Raw genomic sequence first — 16231 nt, 5'->3', positions numbered from 1 at the left:
GGCGACTTCGCCCGGTGCGGGTGCGGGGATCCAGGCTGTCTTATTCAATGGTCGCTCCCACGGATTTGGCGATGGCGCCCCAGTACGGAATGTCGTGCACCACCGCTGCCTGCATCTCCGCGGGCGTGCCGGGGCGGGCCGTGACGCCTTTCTCCGCGAGGTCCTTCACGACATCCTTGTCGTTGAGCACCTTGTTCAGCGCGCGGTTCAGGCGCTCGACGATCGCGGCGGGCGTGCCTTTGGGGAAGGCCAGCCCGTACCAGAGTTGTTGCGAGAAGTCCGGGATGCCCTGGCTGGCAAAGGTGGGCACGTTGCCGAGCAACGGCGTGGGCGCGGTGGTGGCAAGCGCGGTCAGCTTGTGCGCCTTGATATACGGCGCAAGCCCCACAGGGTTGTCGAACATGATCTGCACCTGTCCACCCATCAGGTCGGTATAGGCCGGCGCCGCGCCCCGATAGGGGACGTGCGTCATGGGCACATTGGCGAGCTTGCGGAACTGCTCGCCGATCAGGTGCGAGACCGTGCCGACGCCGACCGAGGCGAAGCTGTTCTGGCCCTTGTCGTGGCGCAGCTTCTCGATCAGGTCTCTGGTGCTGCCCGCCTGCAGCGCGCGGTTGACCGCCAGCACATAGGGCGAGGTGCCGATAAAGCCCGCATACGCAAAATCGCTGGCCGGCTGGTAGGGCAGCCTGGGGTAGACGCTGACGCTCACCGCATGCGTGCTGGTGGTGGCAACGCCGATCACATAGCCGTCCGGCGCGGCGCGCGCGACGAAGGTGGAGCCGATCGTGCCGCCGGCCCCGCTGCGGTTGTCGACAACCACCGGCTGCCCGAGTTCGGCCTGCAGTTTCTGCTGCACAGAGCGCACCACGAGATCGGTGCCGCCGCCGGCCGGAAACGGCACGACGAGCGTGACCGGCTTCGACGGCCAGACTTGCGCGCAGGCCGTGCCGCAGGACAGGACAGCGATGAGACAGGCCGAAGCCCGGTAGCGTATTCGCATGCTTGACGCCATGGCGTTCCCCTTTGAATGAACGCCTTCACTGTATTGGCCGGCGTTAGCCACGCCAAACCGGAATGCGACAGGGTTTGAACCAGAATGCGACGGGCGTCGTGCCTTGCACCGGAGCGTGCAGGCGTGGCGGTGCCACAGCTGATTGGCAACTCCCGGCGTCAACAGAATCGCCATTCATCACCCTGGTGCTGGCGGGCGCAAGCATACGCATGCGCGACGGGCTGCGGAACCCACAGGAGATGCCTTGCCGTCCTTCGTTATTGGTAACGATTGGTTGTGAATAAAACAAAAGGATTCCATCTAGTTTGTGAATGGGGTGCGTCCTACCATGAAGACTCCCAAGCCGCAGTGAGCCAGCAACGCAGCGCCACGGCGGATTCCAACCTCAAGGAGATCGATCATGTCCCAGTCCATCACCCAGACCGCCCAGGCTACCCAGACCACCCAGGCAATTCAGACTATCCCGGCCACCGCCAAGGTGTGGTTCATCACCGGCGCGTCGCGCGGTTTCGGCGTGCTGATCGCGCAGGATGCACTGGACCGCGGCGACCGCGTTGTCGCCACCGCGCGCAATCCCGAAGCCATCATCGCCGCGCTGGGCGAGCATCCCAACCTGCTGGCCGCCAGGCTCGATGTCACCAGCGAGGCCGATGCGATCGACGTCGCGAAGCAGGCCGTGGCGCGCTTCGGGCGTATCGATGTGCTGGTGAACAACGCCGGCTATGGCCTGCTCGGCGCGGTGGAGGAGGCCAGCGACGCGGAAGTGCGCCGGCAGTTCGACACCAACGTGTTCGGCGTGCTGAGCGTCACGCGTGCGGTATTGCCCACGATGCGCGCGCAGTCCAGCGGCCACGTGATCAATATCTCGTCGATCGGGGGCTATGTCGCGTACCCGGGCTGGGGCGTGTACGGCGCCACCAAGTTCGCGCTGGAGGGCATCACGGAAGCGCTGCGCGTCGAGCTGGCCCCGCTCGGCATCCACGCTACCGTGGTCGAGCCCGGGTTCTTCCGCACGGATTTCCTGGAGTCCAGCTCGATGGTGCCGACGGCCAGCCGGATCGACGCCTACGAGCAGACGGTGGGCGCCATGCGCACCATGATGGCCGCGGCCAACCACAAGCAACCCGGCGATCCGCGCAAGCTGTCCACGGCGATCCTGCAGCTGGCCGACAGCGCCGAGCCGCCGCTGCGCCTGCCGCTGGGCTCCGATACGGTGGCCAAGATCCGCGAGATCAACCAGTCGGTCGAAGCGGAACTGGCGCAGTGGGAAGAGGTGGCCATGTCCACCGACCACGACGACGTGCGCGGCTGAGTCCGCGGTCGGGATCGCCGCCGGGATCGTGGCCGGGAAGGAAAGCTACGCCTCGCCGCCGGCAAAGGCGGCGAGCAGCCAGTTGCGGAACGCCCTGGCGTGCGCGCTCTGCTTGCGGTGGGCCGGCTGGAGCAGGTAGTAGGTGTAGTCGCCCATGTCCACCGACTGCGCGAAGGGCCTGACCAGCTTGCCGGCCGCCAGGTCGTCTTCCACCAGGAACTGCTGGGCGATGGCCACGCCGTGGCCTTCGAGCGCGGCGGAATAGGCCATGGCCGAACTCTGGTAGGTGAGGCCGGAATGCGCGTCTACCTTGCCCGCGGCGCGCGCCTTCTGCAGCCAGACCTGCCAGTCGTCGGGGCGGGCGATGGAGTGCAGCAGCACGAACGCAGCCAGGTCCGCCGGCTTCTTGAGCTTGCTGGCGGACTTCTCCAGCAGCGCGGGGCTGCAGACCGGCACCAGGATATTGGCCACCAGCCGCTCGCAGTCGACGTCCGGCCAGCGTCCGTCGCCAAGGCGGATGGCGAAGTCCAGGTCTTCCTTGCGGAAGTCCACGGGCTCCAGCGAGGCCGTCAGCAAGACCTCGATCTTCGGGTGCTTGCCGTGAAAGCTCGACAGGCGCGGGATCAGCCAGCGCATGGCGAAGGTGGTGTAGGCGCGCACCTTGAGCTGCTTGCGCTCGCTGGTGCCGCGCACGCGCCGGGTGGCGTCGCGGATCTGCTCCACCACCTTGCTCATGGCCTTGAAGTACTCCGCGCCTTCGCGCGTGAGCGTGATCTCGCGATGCCCGCGGTAGAGCAGCGGCATGCCGAGAAAGCTCTCCAGCGTGCGGATCTGCCGGCTGACGGCGCCGGGGGTCACGCTCAGCTCGCTGGCGGCTTGCGTCATGCTCAGATGGCGGGCCGTGGCTTCGAAGGCGCGGATGGCGTTGAGGGGTGGCAGTCGGTCCATGACGATGGTTGTAAGGAGTGCGGCGCGCTTTGTCAACCGGGGCGCGGACCGATGCGCCCATGGTGCCGCTCGCTTGATAAAAACTCAAGCGAGACGGCCAGAAATCTCGTTTGTCGGCGGCATTGCCATGAACCATCATGAACTCGTCATCCAACGGCCCGGCCAGCGCATCGCGCCAGGGCATACCAGAGGAACTGCAAATGGAAGCAATCCATCAACGCTTGTGGAGCCAATCCGGGGCATCTCTGCTCGCATCGCGCGAACGCGCAACCGGCGAGCTGGTTTTCCCGGCGTTCGCGCCCGCCGCCGTGCTCGCGGCCGGCCATGACGACGTGGACGTCGGCCTGTTCGGCACGCTGTACAGCTTCACGGTGATCCATCCCAACCCCAAGAGCGGGCAGGCGCCGTATGCGGTGGGCTATGTCGATATGCGCGACCAGCCGGTGCGCATCTTCGGACGGGTCAATGGTGCGCTGCCGCCGTCGATCGGCGCGCTTTGCCGCGCCGAGCCGGACCAGGCGCTTGGTTATGTCTTCAGTGCCCGCGCGCAAGGAGAAGCAGCATGAGCAATATCTACATCGCCGGCGTCGCCATGACGGCGTTCGGACGGCACCAGGACACCATGGCACCGGAACTGGCGCACCGCGCCATCCTGGCGGCGCTCGACGATGCCGGTGCTGCGGTGCGGGAGATCGAGGCCATCTATTGCGCCAACGTGTTCGGCGGCATGATCCTCGGCCAGGTGATCGCCCGTGATCTCGGTTTCAGCGGCATCCCGGTCTACAACGTCGAGAACGCCTGCGCCAGCGGTGCCACCGCCGTGCACCTGGCGCGCCATGCCCTGCTGGCCGGGCAGTACCGCAAGGTACTGGTGTTCGGCATCGAGCAGCTCACGCAGCTGGGCGGCGGCACGATTCCGATGCAGCTCAACGATGAAAAGACCAATCTGTATGCCAAGGCCGGGATGGTCCTGCCGGCGGTCTATGCCATGCGCGCCACGCGCTTCCTGCACGAACGCGATGCCGCCCGCGAAGACCTCGCCGCCATCGCCGTCAAGAACCGCCACCACGGCACGCTGAACGAATATGCCCAGCAGCGCAGCGAGACCACGATCGAAGCCGTGCTGGCATCGCGCATGGTGGCGGATCCGCTGACCTTGCTGCAGTGCTGCCCCTCGCAGGTGGACGGCGCGGCGGCCCTGGTGCTGGGCACCGATGTGCCGGCCGGCAACAAGCCCGTGAAGGTGCTTGCTTCGATCGTGCAGTCCGGCATGCGCGAGGAGGCACACGACGACATTCTCGACGCCGAGATCACCGCGCGCGCCGCCCGGCTGGCGTATGAGGCGGCCGGCGTCGCGCCGGAAGATGTGGGCGTGGTCGAGCTGCACGATGCGTTCACCATCGCCGAGCTGATCTATTACGAGGCGCTGGGCCTGGCCCGGCCGGGCCACGCGGTGGACCTGCTGCGTTCTGGCGCCACGCGGCTGGGCGGCAGGGTGCCGGTCAACCCCAGTGGCGGCCTGCTGGCCAAGGGGCACCCGCTCGGCGCCACCGGCGTGGCGCAGATGGTGGAGCTGACCTGGCAACTGCAGGGCAGGGCCGGGGCTCGCCAGGCGGGCATGCCCGTGATCGGGCTGGCGCAGTGCACGGGCGGCGGCATTGCCGGCGTGGATCACGCGGCGTCTTCGGTTCACTTGCTGGGAGTCTGAAATGAGCGACCAATTGGAACAAGGCCACGTGGCGGTGGTGACGGGCGCGGCGCGGGGCATCGGCTTCGGCATCGCCAGCCGGCTGGCCCGGCAGGGCGTGGCGGTGGTGATCCTCGACCGCGACGCGCAGGCGCTGGCCGGCGCGGTGAAGTCGATCCAGGAAGCGGGGCACAAGGCCCACGGCGTGGTGGTCGACCTCACCAACGGCAAGGAAGTCGCCGGCGCGGTGGCGCACGCCGCGGAGTGGGCGGGCCGCATCGACTATCTGGTCAACAACGCCGGTGCCGTGCGCGACAAGCGCTTCCTCAAGATGACCGAGGAGGACTGGGACCTCGTCATCTCGACCAACCTGCGCTCGCAGTTCCTGGCGTGCCAGGCGGTGCTGCCGGGCATGGTGGAGCGCGGCTTCGGGCGCGTCGTGAATATCTCTTCGCGCGCCTGGCTGGGCGGCTTCGGCCAGGCCAACTACTCGGCGGCCAAGGGCGGCGTGGTCAGCCTGACGCGCAGCCTGGCGCTGGAGTTCGCGCGAGAAGGGATCACGGTCAATGCCATCGCGCCGGGCATCGTGGACACGCCGCTGTTCCGCGAGTTCAAGCCCGAAGTGCAGGCGCGCCTGCAGGCATCGGTGCCGGTGCAGCGCATCGGCACGCCGGAGGATATTGCCCATGCGGTGGAGTTCTTCCTCTCGCCGGCTGCCTCGTATATCACCGGCCAGTTGCTTTATGTCTGCGGCGGCCGCAGCCTGGCCAGCCCCAGCGTCTGAGAGGAGTCAAGCCATGAGCGCGAACCTACAGGTCGACGGCAACGTTGCCATCCTCACCATTGCCAGGCCGCAGGCGCTGAACACGCTCGATCTCGCCACGCTGAAGGCGTTGCGCGGGCACCTTGCCGATTTTCGCGACCGCGACGACCTGCGCGTGTGCATCGTGACCGGCGAGGGCGGCAAGGCCTTCTGCGCGGGCGCGGACCTCAAGGGCACGGCCGTGTCTGCCGCCAGCTACCCGGAAGCCATGTTCCGTGAAACCGGCACGGCCGCCGAGCGCGGCCTCTATATCCGCCTGATGGACCTCGCGGGCCTGGATCTCTGGAAGCCGGTGATTGCCGCCGTGAACGGCTACTGCCTGGGCGGCGGGCTGGAGCTGGCGCTGCAATGCGATATCCGCGTGGCATCGAGCACGGCACGCTTCGGCCTGCCCGAGGCGGCGGTGGCCTCGATTCCCGCGGTATCGGGCCTGCACAGGCTGCTGCGGGCCGTGCCGGGCGCGCATGCCATGAAGATGGCGCTGACGGCAAGCCATATCGACGCGCAGCAGGCGCTCGGCATGGGGCTGGTTTCCGACGTGTTCGCGCCGGACGCGCTGATCCCCGGCGCGATGGAGATCGCCAGGCGCATTGCCCGCAACGGCCCGCTTGCGCTACAGGCCATCAAGCGCCTGGCGCGCCAGACGGCGCACCTCAGCGATACCGACGCGCAGCAGCTCACCGAGCTTTACTGGGGCGCGCTGCGGGACACGCAGGACCGCGTGGAGGGCCGTCAGGCGTTTGCCGAGAAGCGGGATCCGCGCTACGCCGGCCGCTGAATCCCGAAGTCCCGCTGCGTTTCAATCACCCAAGACGAAGACAAGCCAGGAGACCACACCATGTACCACCCAACCCTGTCCAAGCGCATCGCCACCGCGATGCTGTCGCTGGCCGGCCTTGCCGGCATGGCCGGCGCCGCGGCCGCGGCGGACGCCGCCAGGTTCCCCTCGCAGACCATCCGCCTGATCGTGCCATTCGCGCCCGGCGGCGGCAACGATATCCTGGCGCGCGCGATCGCGCCGGGCATGTCGAAGCTCCTCGGCCAGCAGGTGATCGTGGACAATCGCCCCGGCGCGGGGGGCAACCTCGGCACCGAGCTGGCGGCGCGCGCCACCGATGGCCACACGCTGGTGCTTGCCTCGAACCAGATCACCATCAACCCGGCCATCGGCAACAAGACGCCGTTCAACGTGGAGCGCGACTTCGCGCCGGTCGGCATGATCGCCTCGGTACCCATCCTTCTGGTGGTCAATCCGAACGAGCCGTACAAGACGCTGCAGGAGTTCCTGCAATACGCCAGGACACACCCGGGCAAGCTCTCCTACAGCACGCCGGGCGTCGGCACGCCCCAGCACCTGGCCGGCGAGCTGTTCACTTTCCTGACCAAGACCGATCTGCTGCACGCGCCGTACAAGGGCACGTCGCCGGCGATCAGCGACGTGGTCGCCGGGCAGGTGCCTACCTCGTTCGCCACCATGGCCTCGGTGCTGACCTTCATCCAGGCAAAGAAGCTGCGCCCGCTCGGCATCGCCGGCAAGCAGCGCGCGCCCGGCCTGCCGGACCTGCCGACCTTCGAGGAAGCGGGGCTGAAGAACTACGATGCCGCGCTCTGGTACTGCATGCTGGCACCGGCCGGCATGCCGCGCGCCAATGTCGACAAGCTCAGCGCGGCGCTGGTGCAGACCGTCAAGAGCCTGCGGGCGGACGGCTCCCTTGCGAAGCAGGGCTTCGAGCCGACGTCGTCGACGCCGGACGAGCTCAAGGCCATCCTGGCCAGGGACGCCACGCGCTGGGCCAACCTGGTCAAAGCCACGGGCCTGAAGGTCGAACTGTAGGCAGGGAGAGCATCATGCTGCGTAAGGCACTGGAGGGGTTGAAGGTGGTCGAGTTCGCGCAGATCGCGGCGGGGCCGCTGTGCGCGATGCTGCTGGCCGACATGGGCGCGAGCGTCACCAAGGTCGAAGGCCCGGACGGCGACCTCGGCCGCCAGCTCGGCCCGGGCTGGATCGGCGAGGACAGCGCCCTGTATCACGGCTTCAACCGCAACAAGCGGGGCATCTGCCTGGACCTGAAGACAGCGGAGGGCCTGGCCGTGGCCAGGCGGCTGGTGGCCCGGGCCGACGTGGTGATCGAGAGCATGCGCCCGGGCGTGATGGCAAGGCTGGGGCTGGCCTACGAGCAGGTGGCCGCGGACAATCCGCGACTGGTCTACTGCTCCGTATCGGCCTACGGCCAGGGCGGCCCGTACGCGCACGAGGCGGGCGTCGACGGCATCCTGCAGGCGGATTCCGGGCTGATGAGCCTGGTCGGCGTGCCCGGGGCCGAGCCGTGCAAGGTGCAGGCGCCGGTGGTGGACATGATGACGGGCTATGTCGCTTGCGTGGGCGTGCTGGCCAAGCTCAACGCCCGCGAGCGCGACGGGCAGGGCGGGCACCTGGACGTCAACCTGCTGAACGCCGCGCTGGCCCTGCAGCAGGCCTCGCTGACCAGTTACCTGGCCGACGGCGTCCTGCCCGAGCGCATCGGCAGCGCCGCGCCGTACTCCGCGCCCAACGAGGCGTTCCAGTGCGCCGACGGCTGGATCATGGTGGCCGCCTACAACGGCAGCCGCTGGCCCACCCTGTGCGGGGTGCTGGGGCTCGCGCACATCGCACAGGAGCCGCGCTTCTCCTCGTCGGCCCGGCGGGTCGAGCACCGCGCCGCCATGAAGGCGGAGCTGGGCGCGGTGTTCCGCACCCGCGCCGCCGCGCACTGGCTGCGGGTCCTGAAGGACGCCGACATCCTGTGCGCGAAAGTCGCCAGCTACGAGGATGCCACCCGCCACCCGCAAGTGCTGGCCAACCGCATGATCGCCAGCATGGAAGGCGGCGCGCATGGCGAGATACGGATGCCGGGATTCCCGATCAACAGTGCCGTCGAGAATGCGTTGCCGCACACGCGTGCGCCGTCGCTCGGGGAACACAATCGCGAGATCCTGGAAGAGCTGGCATTCGGTGCGGATGAGGTGGCGGGCATGGTTGCCGCCGGCGCGCTCTGCGCGGCGCACTGACCTTGCCCCGGACCCGCGCCCGCGCTACCCCTGCGACGGCAGCGTCGCCTGCATCGACTCGCGCCGGCTGAAAGCGTCGAACCACGCGCCGAGCGCGGGCACGCCGGCACGCCATGCCATCTCGGCGAAGCGGAAATCCAGGTATCCCAGCGCGCACGCCACGGCGATCTGGCCGATGGACAGCGGCGCGGCTTGCAGGGCCGCCGCCTCGGCCTGCAACGTGGCGAGCGTGGCGCGCAGCTTGGCATCCCAGGCGCGCATGGTGTCGCCCGACTGCTGCGCCGCCGGGCGGTTGCGCTCATTGCGCCACAGCACCAGCAGGTCGGTGAGGCCGTGGCCGAGCGCGTGCCAGCGCATGGCCTGCAGGCGCGCCTCGCCCGCCGGGGGAAACAGCGAGGGCACGCAGGCCACGCTGTCGAGGTACTCGCAGATCAGCACCGTGTCGAACAGGGCGGCGCCGTCTTCGGTCACCAGCGTGGGGATCTTGCTGAGCGGGTTGATGCGCATCAGCCCGGCGTGGCAGGTGGTCATGGACACCACGGCATCGATGCGGTGGATGGCCTGTGCCAGCCCGAGTTCGTGCGCGGCCACCATGACGCGGCGCACGAAAGGCGAGCGCGGCGACCAGAACAGGTTGAGGCGGCCGGGCAGCGGGGTGGCGGAGGGCGACAGCGACTGGGCATCGGGCTGCATCGGCTTATTCTCCGTGGATATTGCGGTCTTTGATGACGCGGGCCCATTTGGCGGCGTCCGCGCGGATGATGGCGGCGAATTCCGCCGCGCTGCCCGGCGCCGGCACCAGGCCTAGCTGGTCCAGGCTCTTGCGGACCTCCGGCGCGGCCAGCGTGTGGCGCAGCGCTTCATTGATGCGGTTGACCACGGCAGGCGGCGTGCCGGCCGGCGCCATCATGCCGTACCAGTTGCTGGCCTCGACATTGGCGATGCCGAGCTCGGCCAGCGTGGGCACTTCGGGCAGGAAAGGCAGGCGCCGGGGCGCGGCCACGCCGATGGGCCTGAGACGCTTGCTGGTGATGAAGGGCATCAGGCCGGAGGCGTCGCCGAAGAAGGCATCCACCTGGCCGCCGAGGGTGTCGGTGATGGCCGGGGCGGCGCCTTTATAGGCCACGTGCAGGAAGTTGACGCTGGTGGCCGCCTTGAACAGCTCGATCGCCATGTGCGGCATGCTGCCGACGCCGGTGGAGGCGAGGCTGGGCGGCTTGGCGGCCTGCTGCGACTGCTTGACGAAGGCGGCGGCGGTGGCGGCGCTGGCATCGGGCTTGACCACCAGCACCTCGGGCGTGTTGACCACCATCGAGATCGGCGCCAGGTCCTTCTGCGGGTTGTAGGGCAGGTTTGCGTACAGGGCCGGGTTGATGACGATGGCGCCGGCGCTGGTGAGGAACAGCACGGAGCCGTCCGGCGGCGACTTGGCGACAAAGCCGGCGGCGATGGCGCCGTTGGCGCCCGGCCGGTTGTCGATGACCACGGTCTGCTTCAGTTCGGTCTCCAGCTGGCGCGAGATCACGCGCGCCAGGGAGTCGGCCGGGCCGCCCGCGGGGAAGGCCACCACCAGGCGGGTGATGGGTGCGGCCTGCGCGGTGCCGGGCAAGGCCAGCAGCGGCGCGAGCAGGCTCGCCAGCAGTGCGGTGCCGAGCGCGCGGCGTGTGGTGCGTGGTTGCATCTAGGTCTCCTGTCCTGTCGTTCGCATGCGTGGCGCTAGCCGGGGTGTGGGCGCACCAGGCGCTTACCCGCCCGCCGCGCCTTGCGTATTTACGTAAAGCGCGTAGATCGAGGTGCACGACGCCATGAAGAGCCGGTTGCGCTGGCGCCCGCCAAAGCAGAGGTTGGCGCAGCGCTCGGGCAGCGCGATATGGCCGATCGGCTCGCCTTGCGGCGAGAACACGCGCACGCCATCGAGCTCCGGCGTGCCCATGCCCCAGCCGCACCAGAGGTTGCCGTCCACATCCACGCGGAAGCCGTCCGGCGTGCCGGGCCCGGCGTCCACCAGCACCCGGCTGGCGCCGAGCCGGGCGCCGCCGGCCTCCACGTCGAACGCGCGGATACGGCGCGGGCGGGCGCGCGATTCGATCACGTACAGGATGCGTTCATCCGGGGAGAAGGCCAGGCCATTGGGGCCGCTGATGTCGTCGGCCACCACGCTGGCGGCGCCGGTCACGGGGTCGAGCCGGTACAGCCGCTCGGGCAGCTCGGCTTCGGCCTGTTCGCCCTGGTAGTAGCCGGCGATGCCGAAGGGCGGGTCGGTGAACCAGATCGAGCCGTCGGACTTCACCACCACGTCGTTCGGCGAGTTCAGGCGCTTGCCCTCGAAGCGGTCCATCAGCACGGTGATGCTGCCGTCGTACTCGGTGCGCGTGACGCGCCTGCCGCCATGCTCGCAGCTCACCAGCCGGCCCTGGCGATCGCGCGTGTTGCCGTTGGCGTGGCCGGAAGGGGCGCGGAACTCGCTGATGGCGCCGGTGGCTTCCTCCCATTTGAGGATGCGGTTGCCGGGGATGTCGCTCCACAGCAGGTAGCGGCCGTCGCCGAACCATACCGGGCCTTCGGCCCAGCGGCTGCCGCCGGCGATGCGCTCCACCGCGGCCAGCACCAGCCGGTATTTCTCGAAGGCGGGGCTGAGCACCTGCACGGCGGGGTCCGGGTAGCGGATCAGCGGCATTGGAGCGGGGGCAAGGCTGGTCATGGGATCTCCGGGTGGGGTCAGGCGTACAGGCGGGCAGGGTTGCGGACCAGCACGGCATCGGCGCCGGCCGCGCCGCCACAGACGGCGTGGATCCACGCCAGCAGCTGCGCTTCGTCCGGGCGCGCGTAGGCGATATTGGGATGGGGCCAGTCGCTGCCCCAGATGGCGCGCGCGGGTGCGATCTCCAGCAGGCGGCGGGCCACCGGCACGGCGGCGGCGAAGGGCGCCGTGCCGCTGGTGATGCGGTCCGGGCCCGACAGCTTGATCCACACATTGGGCAGCGCCAGCAGCCGCTCCAGCGCGGTGAATTCCGCGTAGTCCACGCCGCGCGCCGCCTCGACGCGCGCCATGTGGTCCACGACCAGCTTGACGCCGTGCGCCTCGAGTGTCTCCAGCGCTCCGGTCACGTCCGTCAGCTGGCCGTGCAGCAGCGCATGCCAGCCATAGGGACGGATGCGATCGAGCATGGCCCGCATGCGGCCCGGATCGATGGCGCCGCCCAGGTGCGACATCAGGCCAAGCCGGATGCCGCGCACGCCGCGCGCATGCATGTCCGCCAGGCGCGCCTCGTCGATCTCGGGATCGATCAGCGCCACGCCGCGGTAGGTGCCGGCGCTGGCATCCAGCGCCGCCAGCAGGGCGCTGTGATCGTCGCCGTAGCAGGCGCCCTGCACCAGCACGCCGTGGACGATGCCGAGCGCCGCGTGCAGCGCGCGCAGCTCGGCGAAGGGTGCCGCGGGCGGGCTGTAGATGGCGTCCGACGGCAGCGGATGCGCATCGTAGGGGCCAAAGATATGGGTGTGGCAATCCCAGGTGCCGCGCGTGGCGGCACCGGCGTCAGGCTGGGTCATGATGGGTCTTGTTCTCCTGGCTGCGAATTGATCGGAGACGGGCGGGGCCGGGCTGTGCCTGGTCCGGGCGCTTGGTCCGGACGCCTAGTCCGAGCTCGCGCCGGTTTCCTTGACCACGCGCGTCCATCGTGCGTACTCGGTCTTGATCAGTTCGCCGTATCTGGCGGCGCTGCCGCCGATGGGCTCGGCGCCCTGGGCATGCAGGGCGGCAATGGTCTCGGGGTCGGCCAGCACCGCCGCGACTTCGCGGTTCAGCCGCGCGGCGATGGCCGCGGGCAGGCCGGCCGGCGCCACGATGCCCTGCCATGTGCCCGAGTCGAAGCCGGGCGTGATGGTCTCCGCCAGTGTGGGCGTGTCGGGCAGGATCGACACGCGGCGGCTGGTGGTGGCGGCAATCGCGCGCAGCTTGCCGTCCTTGATGAAGGGCATGACGGCGTTCAGGCTGCCGGACATCATGAAATCGAGCCGGCCCGAGAGCAGGTCGGGCAGCGCAGCGGCGTTGCCCTTGTATGGGATATGGTTGAACGTGGTGCCGGTCTTCGCGGCGAACAGCACGCTGGTCAGGTGGTCGATGGTGCCGTTGCCGGACGAACCGAAGTTGAGCTTGCCCGGCTGGGCCTTGAGCAGCTTGAGGAAGTCCTGCGGTGTCTTGACCGGCGTGGCGGCATTGACGATCACCACCAGCGGCACCGTGGCGACATAGGCCACCGGCGTGAAGATCTCCGCCGGGTTCAGGCCAGGCTTGTGGAACAGCGCTGGCGAAATGGCGATGGAGGAGCTGTTGTAGAGCAGCGTGTAGCCGTCCGCCGGCGCCTTCGCGACCTGCTCCGAGGCGATATTGCCGCCGGCCCCGGGGCGATTGTCAACCAGCACCTGCTGGCCGAGGCGCTCGCCCAGCTTGCGCGCGATCACGCGCGCGATGATGTCGGTGGGGCCGCCAGGCGAGAAGGCGACCACCATGCGCACGGGCTTGTCCGGGTAGCCCGCGGCGCTGGCCTGCGTGGCCCCCGAAAGCATGCCGGCGGCCACGGCTGCGCCCAGCAGGGCGTTGAGCACGGTGCGGCGGGTGGGGCAAGGACGATTGCGCGATGCCATCTGTGGTTTGTCTCCTGGTTTTCTTGTCGGGTTCGTCCGCTCAGTCGCAGCGCACGCTCATGCCGCCGTCCACCACGAGCTCCGCGCCCGTGACGAAGCGCGCCTCGTCCGAGGCCAGGAACAGCGCGGCGTTGGCCGTATCGCGCCCGTCGCCCATGAAGCCCAGCGGGATGCGCGCCACGCGCTGCGCAAGCAGGGCGTCCACGTCGCCGCCGGCGCGCTGGCCGGCCAGGCGTGCTTCCACCATGGGCGTATGCATCTGCCCGGGGATGACGGTGTTGACGCGGACATTCTGCCTGGCGTACTCCACCGCCACCACGCGCGAGAACTGGATCACCGCGGCCTTGGCCGAGGCATAGCCGACCTGGGCCGCGCCGGTCCAGCGGATGCCCGAGGTGGAGGCGGTATTGACGATGGCGCCGCCGCCCTGCGCCACCATCAGCGGCAGCACCTGCTTGCAGGCCAGGAAGACGCTCTTCAGGTTGAAATCGATCTGCGCATCCCAGCTTTCCTCGCTGAGATCCACCGGGCCGCCGCGGGCGGAGCCGCCCACGTTGTTGACGAGGATGTCCACGCGTCCGAAACGGGCCACGCAGGCCTCGACCATGGCCTGCACCCCGGCGGCGCTGGTCATGTCGCAGGTATGGGGCTCGACCTCGCCCTGCACGGCGCGCACGCGCTCCAGCGTTTCTTCCATGGCCGCCGCGCTCTTGTCCACGGCGAATACCCTGGCGCCTTCTTCGGCGAAGCGCACCGCGACGGCGCGCCCGTTGCCCCATCCGGGGCCGACGCATCCTGCGCCGGTGACGATGACGACCTTGCCCTGCAGTCTCTTCGACATGATCTGTGCTTCCTTGCGTGCTTGCGTGTTCATTGGAGAGGCGGTGCCAGGGATGGCGCGGGGATGTCTATTCAGCCGCCACGGGCGTCGCCGAGTTCCGGCGCCGTGCCTTCGGGCGGCATCACCTCGAAGGCGTTGATCGTCATGGAAATCAGCGTGTAGTAGCCGGCCAGCCCGACCAGGTCGATCACGTTGTCCTGGCCCAGCACGTCCACGGCCTGCTGGTAGAGCGCCGCAGGGATCCTGCGCTCGCGCGTCAGGCTGTGCATCACCGCGATCACCACGGCCTCGTCCTCGCGATCGCACCGCGGCGCCTGGCCGGTGCGGATGGCTTCGACCACCTCGGCGCTGATGCCGGCCTTCAGTGCCAGCGGCTTGTGCGCCCACCATTCGAACTCGGCGCCCCAGAACTGCCCCATCACCAGGATGGCCAGCTCCGACAGGCGCGCCGGCAGCGAAGAGTCATAGCGGCAATACTGGCCCAGCGCCTGCGCGGTCGCGGCCAGCTTGGGGCGGTGCAGCCACACGGCGAGCGGGCCGCGCACCTGCCCGCGCGGGCCGGCGACGATGGTGTCGTGCACGGCGCGTTGCTCTGGGGTCATGTCGGCGGGGGCAAGCGGGGCGAGTCGGGTCATGGCGGCTTTCTTCGGTCGTTGGGCGGAGGTACGGCATGCCGCCACGCTGCCGGTGCGGCGCGCGCGGGAATGGCTTGTCTCCGTATCGTTCTGTTGTGCTGCTGTTCTGTCGCGCACGGATCGCGCCGCTGTGCTGGTCGCAGGTGCGCTGCATTTGCGATGCTGGCTGCATTGTGCGGAGCGGAGCCTGGCATCGTCCAATATATTTTTTGGAACAGACTAATTCCAAATTAGAATTACCGAACCCTGATCCGATGCGAGACGATGCATGGAAATGCGAGACCTGCGAATGTTCCTGGCCCTGGCCGAAGAGCTGCATTTTGGCCGCGCCGCCGAGCGCCTGCGCATTTCGCAGCCACCGCTGACCAAGCACATCCAGCAGCTCGAGGCGCAGCTCGGCGTGATGCTGTTCGACCGCAACAAGCGCAGCGTGCGGCTCACGCCCGCGGGTAGCGCGCTGGTGCAGGAGGCGCGCCGCATTCTCAGCCAGGCCGAGATTGCCATGCAGGTGGTGCGCCGCGCCGAGCATGGCGAGACCGGCACCCTGCGCATCGGCTTTGTGGCAGCCGTGATCTATATCGGCATCGAGAAGCTGTTCGCGCGGCTGGAGCGGGACCTGGCCGGCGTGGAGACCGTGTGGGAGGAGATGGGCTCGTCCGAGCAGGTGGAAGCGCTGCGCCATGACCGCATCGATCTCGGCTTTGCCCAGGTGCAGGCCGGCGCCGGCGAGATGGCCACGCACCTGGTCGCTCGCACGCCGCTGGTAGCCGCGCTGCCCGCCACGCACCGGCTGGCGCAGCGCCGGCGCATCGACCCCGCCGAGCTGGAGGATGAGACCTTCATCGTGATTCCGCGCGAGAGTGCGCCGGGCTACTTCGATCTCATCGTCTCCACCTGCCTGCAATCCGGCTTCAGCCCGAACATCCGGCACTACGTGCGGCACCTGCTTTCGGTGGTGAGCCTGGTGGCGCTGGGGCGGGGCGTTTCGCTGGTGCCGCGCACGCTGGGCCGGGCGGCGCTGCCCGGCGTGGTGCTCAAGCCGCTGGCGGGCACGGCTGCGCAGGCGCAGGCCGAGTATTCGGTGATCTGGCATCCCGGCAACCAGTCGCCGGTGCTGGCGCGGGCGCTGGGCCTGCTCGGCGTGCCGGCGGGCAATTGAGGCCGGCGCGCTCGGCCGGCGCCAGGCGGATCTGCCGCATCAGGTCCGTATCGGAACCTGCCTCGGGCTTGTTGTCGTCCACGACGATCGCGGCCACGTCATGGCCGGCGAGACGC

Annotated in this window: 17 protein-coding genes; 8 read left to right on the top strand and 9 right to left on the bottom strand. The window is 69.0% G+C overall.

Translation table 11 applies throughout. The features are described 5' to 3' along the window. Positions 1 to 40: 40 nt before the first annotated feature. Entirely contained in the window at positions 41 to 1003 is a 963-nt protein-coding gene (locus tag AC1DO7_RS05530; RefSeq protein ID WP_441616625.1) for a Bug family tripartite tricarboxylate transporter substrate binding protein, read from the bottom strand. A gap of 412 nt (positions 1004 to 1415) precedes the next feature. Between AC1DO7_RS05530 and AC1DO7_RS05525 the strand changes: the two genes are divergently transcribed. Next, the gene (locus AC1DO7_RS05525) at positions 1416 to 2327 is read left to right on the top strand and encodes an oxidoreductase (RefSeq protein ID WP_441649925.1); all 912 of its coding nucleotides are present in this window, start codon (positions 1416 to 1418) and stop codon (positions 2325 to 2327) included. A gap of 45 nt (positions 2328 to 2372) precedes the next feature. Here the strand turns inward: AC1DO7_RS05525 and gcvA are convergent, their stop codons facing one another. Then, entirely contained in the window at positions 2373 to 3275 is a 903-nt protein-coding gene (gene gcvA / locus AC1DO7_RS05520) for a transcriptional regulator GcvA (protein ID WP_441616629.1), read from the bottom strand. 200 nt (positions 3276 to 3475) lie between these two features. Between gcvA and AC1DO7_RS05515 the strand changes: the two genes are divergently transcribed. The 6 genes from AC1DO7_RS05515 to AC1DO7_RS05490 are packed head-to-tail and all read left to right on the top strand — an operon-like array spanning position 3476 to position 8833. Further along, entirely contained in the window at positions 3476 to 3841 is a 366-nt protein-coding gene (locus AC1DO7_RS05515) for a Zn-ribbon domain-containing OB-fold protein (RefSeq protein WP_441616631.1), read from the top strand. Further along, a complete protein-coding gene (locus tag AC1DO7_RS05510; RefSeq protein ID WP_441616633.1) occupies positions 3838 to 4983 on the top strand; it encodes a thiolase family protein in 1146 nt (381 codons plus the stop codon). The genes AC1DO7_RS05515 and AC1DO7_RS05510 overlap by 4 nt, the downstream gene beginning before the upstream one ends. A 1-nt stretch (position 4984) precedes the next feature. After that, complete coding sequence (locus AC1DO7_RS05505; RefSeq protein ID WP_441616635.1) at positions 4985 to 5746, top strand: SDR family NAD(P)-dependent oxidoreductase; 762 nt, start codon at positions 4985 to 4987, stop codon at positions 5744 to 5746. A gap of 13 nt (positions 5747 to 5759) precedes the next feature. Continuing rightward, on the top strand, positions 5760 to 6563 hold the full coding sequence (locus AC1DO7_RS05500) for an enoyl-CoA hydratase/isomerase family protein (RefSeq protein ID WP_441616637.1): 804 nt from the start codon (positions 5760 to 5762) through the stop codon (positions 6561 to 6563). Between the two features lie 60 nt (positions 6564 to 6623). Beyond that, positions 6624 to 7619 carry a tripartite tricarboxylate transporter substrate binding protein gene (locus tag AC1DO7_RS05495; protein WP_441616639.1) on the top strand — a complete coding sequence of 332 codons (996 nt, stop codon included), beginning with the start codon at positions 6624 to 6626 and terminating at the stop codon, positions 7617 to 7619. Between the two features lie 14 nt (positions 7620 to 7633). After that, positions 7634 to 8833: a CaiB/BaiF CoA transferase family protein gene (locus AC1DO7_RS05490; RefSeq protein WP_441616641.1), complete on the top strand. Its 1200-nt coding sequence runs from the start codon at positions 7634 to 7636 to the stop codon at positions 8831 to 8833. A gap of 24 nt (positions 8834 to 8857) precedes the next feature. On the opposite strand, the gene AC1DO7_RS05485 is transcribed toward AC1DO7_RS05490, so the two are convergent. The 7 genes from AC1DO7_RS05485 to AC1DO7_RS05455 form a co-directional block, all read right to left on the bottom strand. Next, positions 8858 to 9526 carry a glutathione S-transferase family protein gene (locus AC1DO7_RS05485; RefSeq protein ID WP_441616643.1) on the bottom strand — a complete coding sequence of 223 codons (669 nt, stop codon included), beginning with the start codon at positions 9524 to 9526 and terminating at the stop codon, positions 8858 to 8860. Positions 9527 to 9530: 4 nt separating this feature from the next. After that, on the bottom strand, positions 9531 to 10514 hold the full coding sequence (locus tag AC1DO7_RS05480) for a Bug family tripartite tricarboxylate transporter substrate binding protein (protein WP_441616645.1): 984 nt from the start codon (positions 10512 to 10514) through the stop codon (positions 9531 to 9533). 63 nt (positions 10515 to 10577) lie between these two features. Beyond that, the gene (locus AC1DO7_RS05475; protein ID WP_441616647.1) at positions 10578 to 11534 is read right to left on the bottom strand and encodes an SMP-30/gluconolactonase/LRE family protein; all 957 of its coding nucleotides are present in this window, start codon (positions 11532 to 11534) and stop codon (positions 10578 to 10580) included. A 17-nt stretch (positions 11535 to 11551) separates the two neighbouring features. Then, positions 11552 to 12385: an amidohydrolase family protein gene (locus AC1DO7_RS05470; RefSeq protein WP_441616649.1), complete on the bottom strand. Its 834-nt coding sequence runs from the start codon at positions 12383 to 12385 to the stop codon at positions 11552 to 11554. An 84-nt stretch (positions 12386 to 12469) separates the two neighbouring features. Further along, entirely contained in the window at positions 12470 to 13480 is a 1011-nt protein-coding gene (locus AC1DO7_RS05465; RefSeq protein WP_441616651.1) for a Bug family tripartite tricarboxylate transporter substrate binding protein, read from the bottom strand. Positions 13481 to 13520: 40 nt separating this feature from the next. After that, positions 13521 to 14321, bottom strand: coding sequence for an SDR family NAD(P)-dependent oxidoreductase (locus tag AC1DO7_RS05460; RefSeq protein ID WP_441616653.1), 801 nt, complete (start codon positions 14319 to 14321; stop codon positions 13521 to 13523). A 71-nt stretch (positions 14322 to 14392) separates the two neighbouring features. Then, positions 14393 to 14956 (bottom strand): carboxymuconolactone decarboxylase family protein, encoded by a 564-nt coding sequence (locus AC1DO7_RS05455; protein ID WP_441616655.1) that lies wholly within the window; start codon positions 14954 to 14956, stop codon positions 14393 to 14395. A gap of 268 nt (positions 14957 to 15224) precedes the next feature. Between AC1DO7_RS05455 and AC1DO7_RS05450 the strand changes: the two genes are divergently transcribed. Further along, positions 15225 to 16115 carry a LysR substrate-binding domain-containing protein gene (locus AC1DO7_RS05450; RefSeq protein ID WP_441616657.1) on the top strand — a complete coding sequence of 297 codons (891 nt, stop codon included), beginning with the start codon at positions 15225 to 15227 and terminating at the stop codon, positions 16113 to 16115. The last annotated feature ends 116 nt before the right edge of the window (positions 16116 to 16231 follow it).

This window comes from Cupriavidus sp. 05N40 (assembly GCF_056397305.1).
Note: the sequence above shows the minus strand (reverse complement) of the source record. Positions and strands in the feature narration are given on the sequence as shown.

Coding starts and splice junctions, on each gene's coding strand:
- AC1DO7_RS05510 (WP_441616633.1), top strand. CDS start 3,838: ATGAGCAATATCTACATCGCCGGCGTCGCCATGACGGCGTTCGGACGG.
- AC1DO7_RS05485 (WP_441616643.1), bottom strand. CDS start 9,526: ATGCAGCCCGATGCCCAGTCGCTGTCGCCCTCCGCCACCCCGCTGCCC.
- AC1DO7_RS05460 (WP_441616653.1), bottom strand. CDS start 14,321: ATGTCGAAGAGACTGCAGGGCAAGGTCGTCATCGTCACCGGCGCAGGA.
- AC1DO7_RS05495 (WP_441616639.1), top strand. CDS start 6,624: ATGTACCACCCAACCCTGTCCAAGCGCATCGCCACCGCGATGCTGTCG.
- AC1DO7_RS05450 (WP_441616657.1), top strand. CDS start 15,225: ATGGAAATGCGAGACCTGCGAATGTTCCTGGCCCTGGCCGAAGAGCTG.
- AC1DO7_RS05500 (WP_441616637.1), top strand. CDS start 5,760: ATGAGCGCGAACCTACAGGTCGACGGCAACGTTGCCATCCTCACCATT.
- AC1DO7_RS05530 (WP_441616625.1), bottom strand. CDS start 1,003: ATGCGAATACGCTACCGGGCTTCGGCCTGTCTCATCGCTGTCCTGTCC.
- AC1DO7_RS05465 (WP_441616651.1), bottom strand. CDS start 13,480: ATGGCATCGCGCAATCGTCCTTGCCCCACCCGCCGCACCGTGCTCAAC.
- AC1DO7_RS05505 (WP_441616635.1), top strand. CDS start 4,985: ATGAGCGACCAATTGGAACAAGGCCACGTGGCGGTGGTGACGGGCGCG.
- gcvA (WP_441616629.1), bottom strand. CDS start 3,275: ATGGACCGACTGCCACCCCTCAACGCCATCCGCGCCTTCGAAGCCACG.
- AC1DO7_RS05480 (WP_441616645.1), bottom strand. CDS start 10,514: ATGCAACCACGCACCACACGCCGCGCGCTCGGCACCGCACTGCTGGCG.
- AC1DO7_RS05515 (WP_441616631.1), top strand. CDS start 3,476: ATGGAAGCAATCCATCAACGCTTGTGGAGCCAATCCGGGGCATCTCTG.
- AC1DO7_RS05475 (WP_441616647.1), bottom strand. CDS start 11,534: ATGACCAGCCTTGCCCCCGCTCCAATGCCGCTGATCCGCTACCCGGAC.
- AC1DO7_RS05490 (WP_441616641.1), top strand. CDS start 7,634: ATGCTGCGTAAGGCACTGGAGGGGTTGAAGGTGGTCGAGTTCGCGCAG.
- AC1DO7_RS05470 (WP_441616649.1), bottom strand. CDS start 12,385: ATGACCCAGCCTGACGCCGGTGCCGCCACGCGCGGCACCTGGGATTGC.
- AC1DO7_RS05525 (WP_441649925.1), top strand. CDS start 1,416: ATGTCCCAGTCCATCACCCAGACCGCCCAGGCTACCCAGACCACCCAG.
- AC1DO7_RS05455 (WP_441616655.1), bottom strand. CDS start 14,956: ATGACCCGACTCGCCCCGCTTGCCCCCGCCGACATGACCCCAGAGCAA.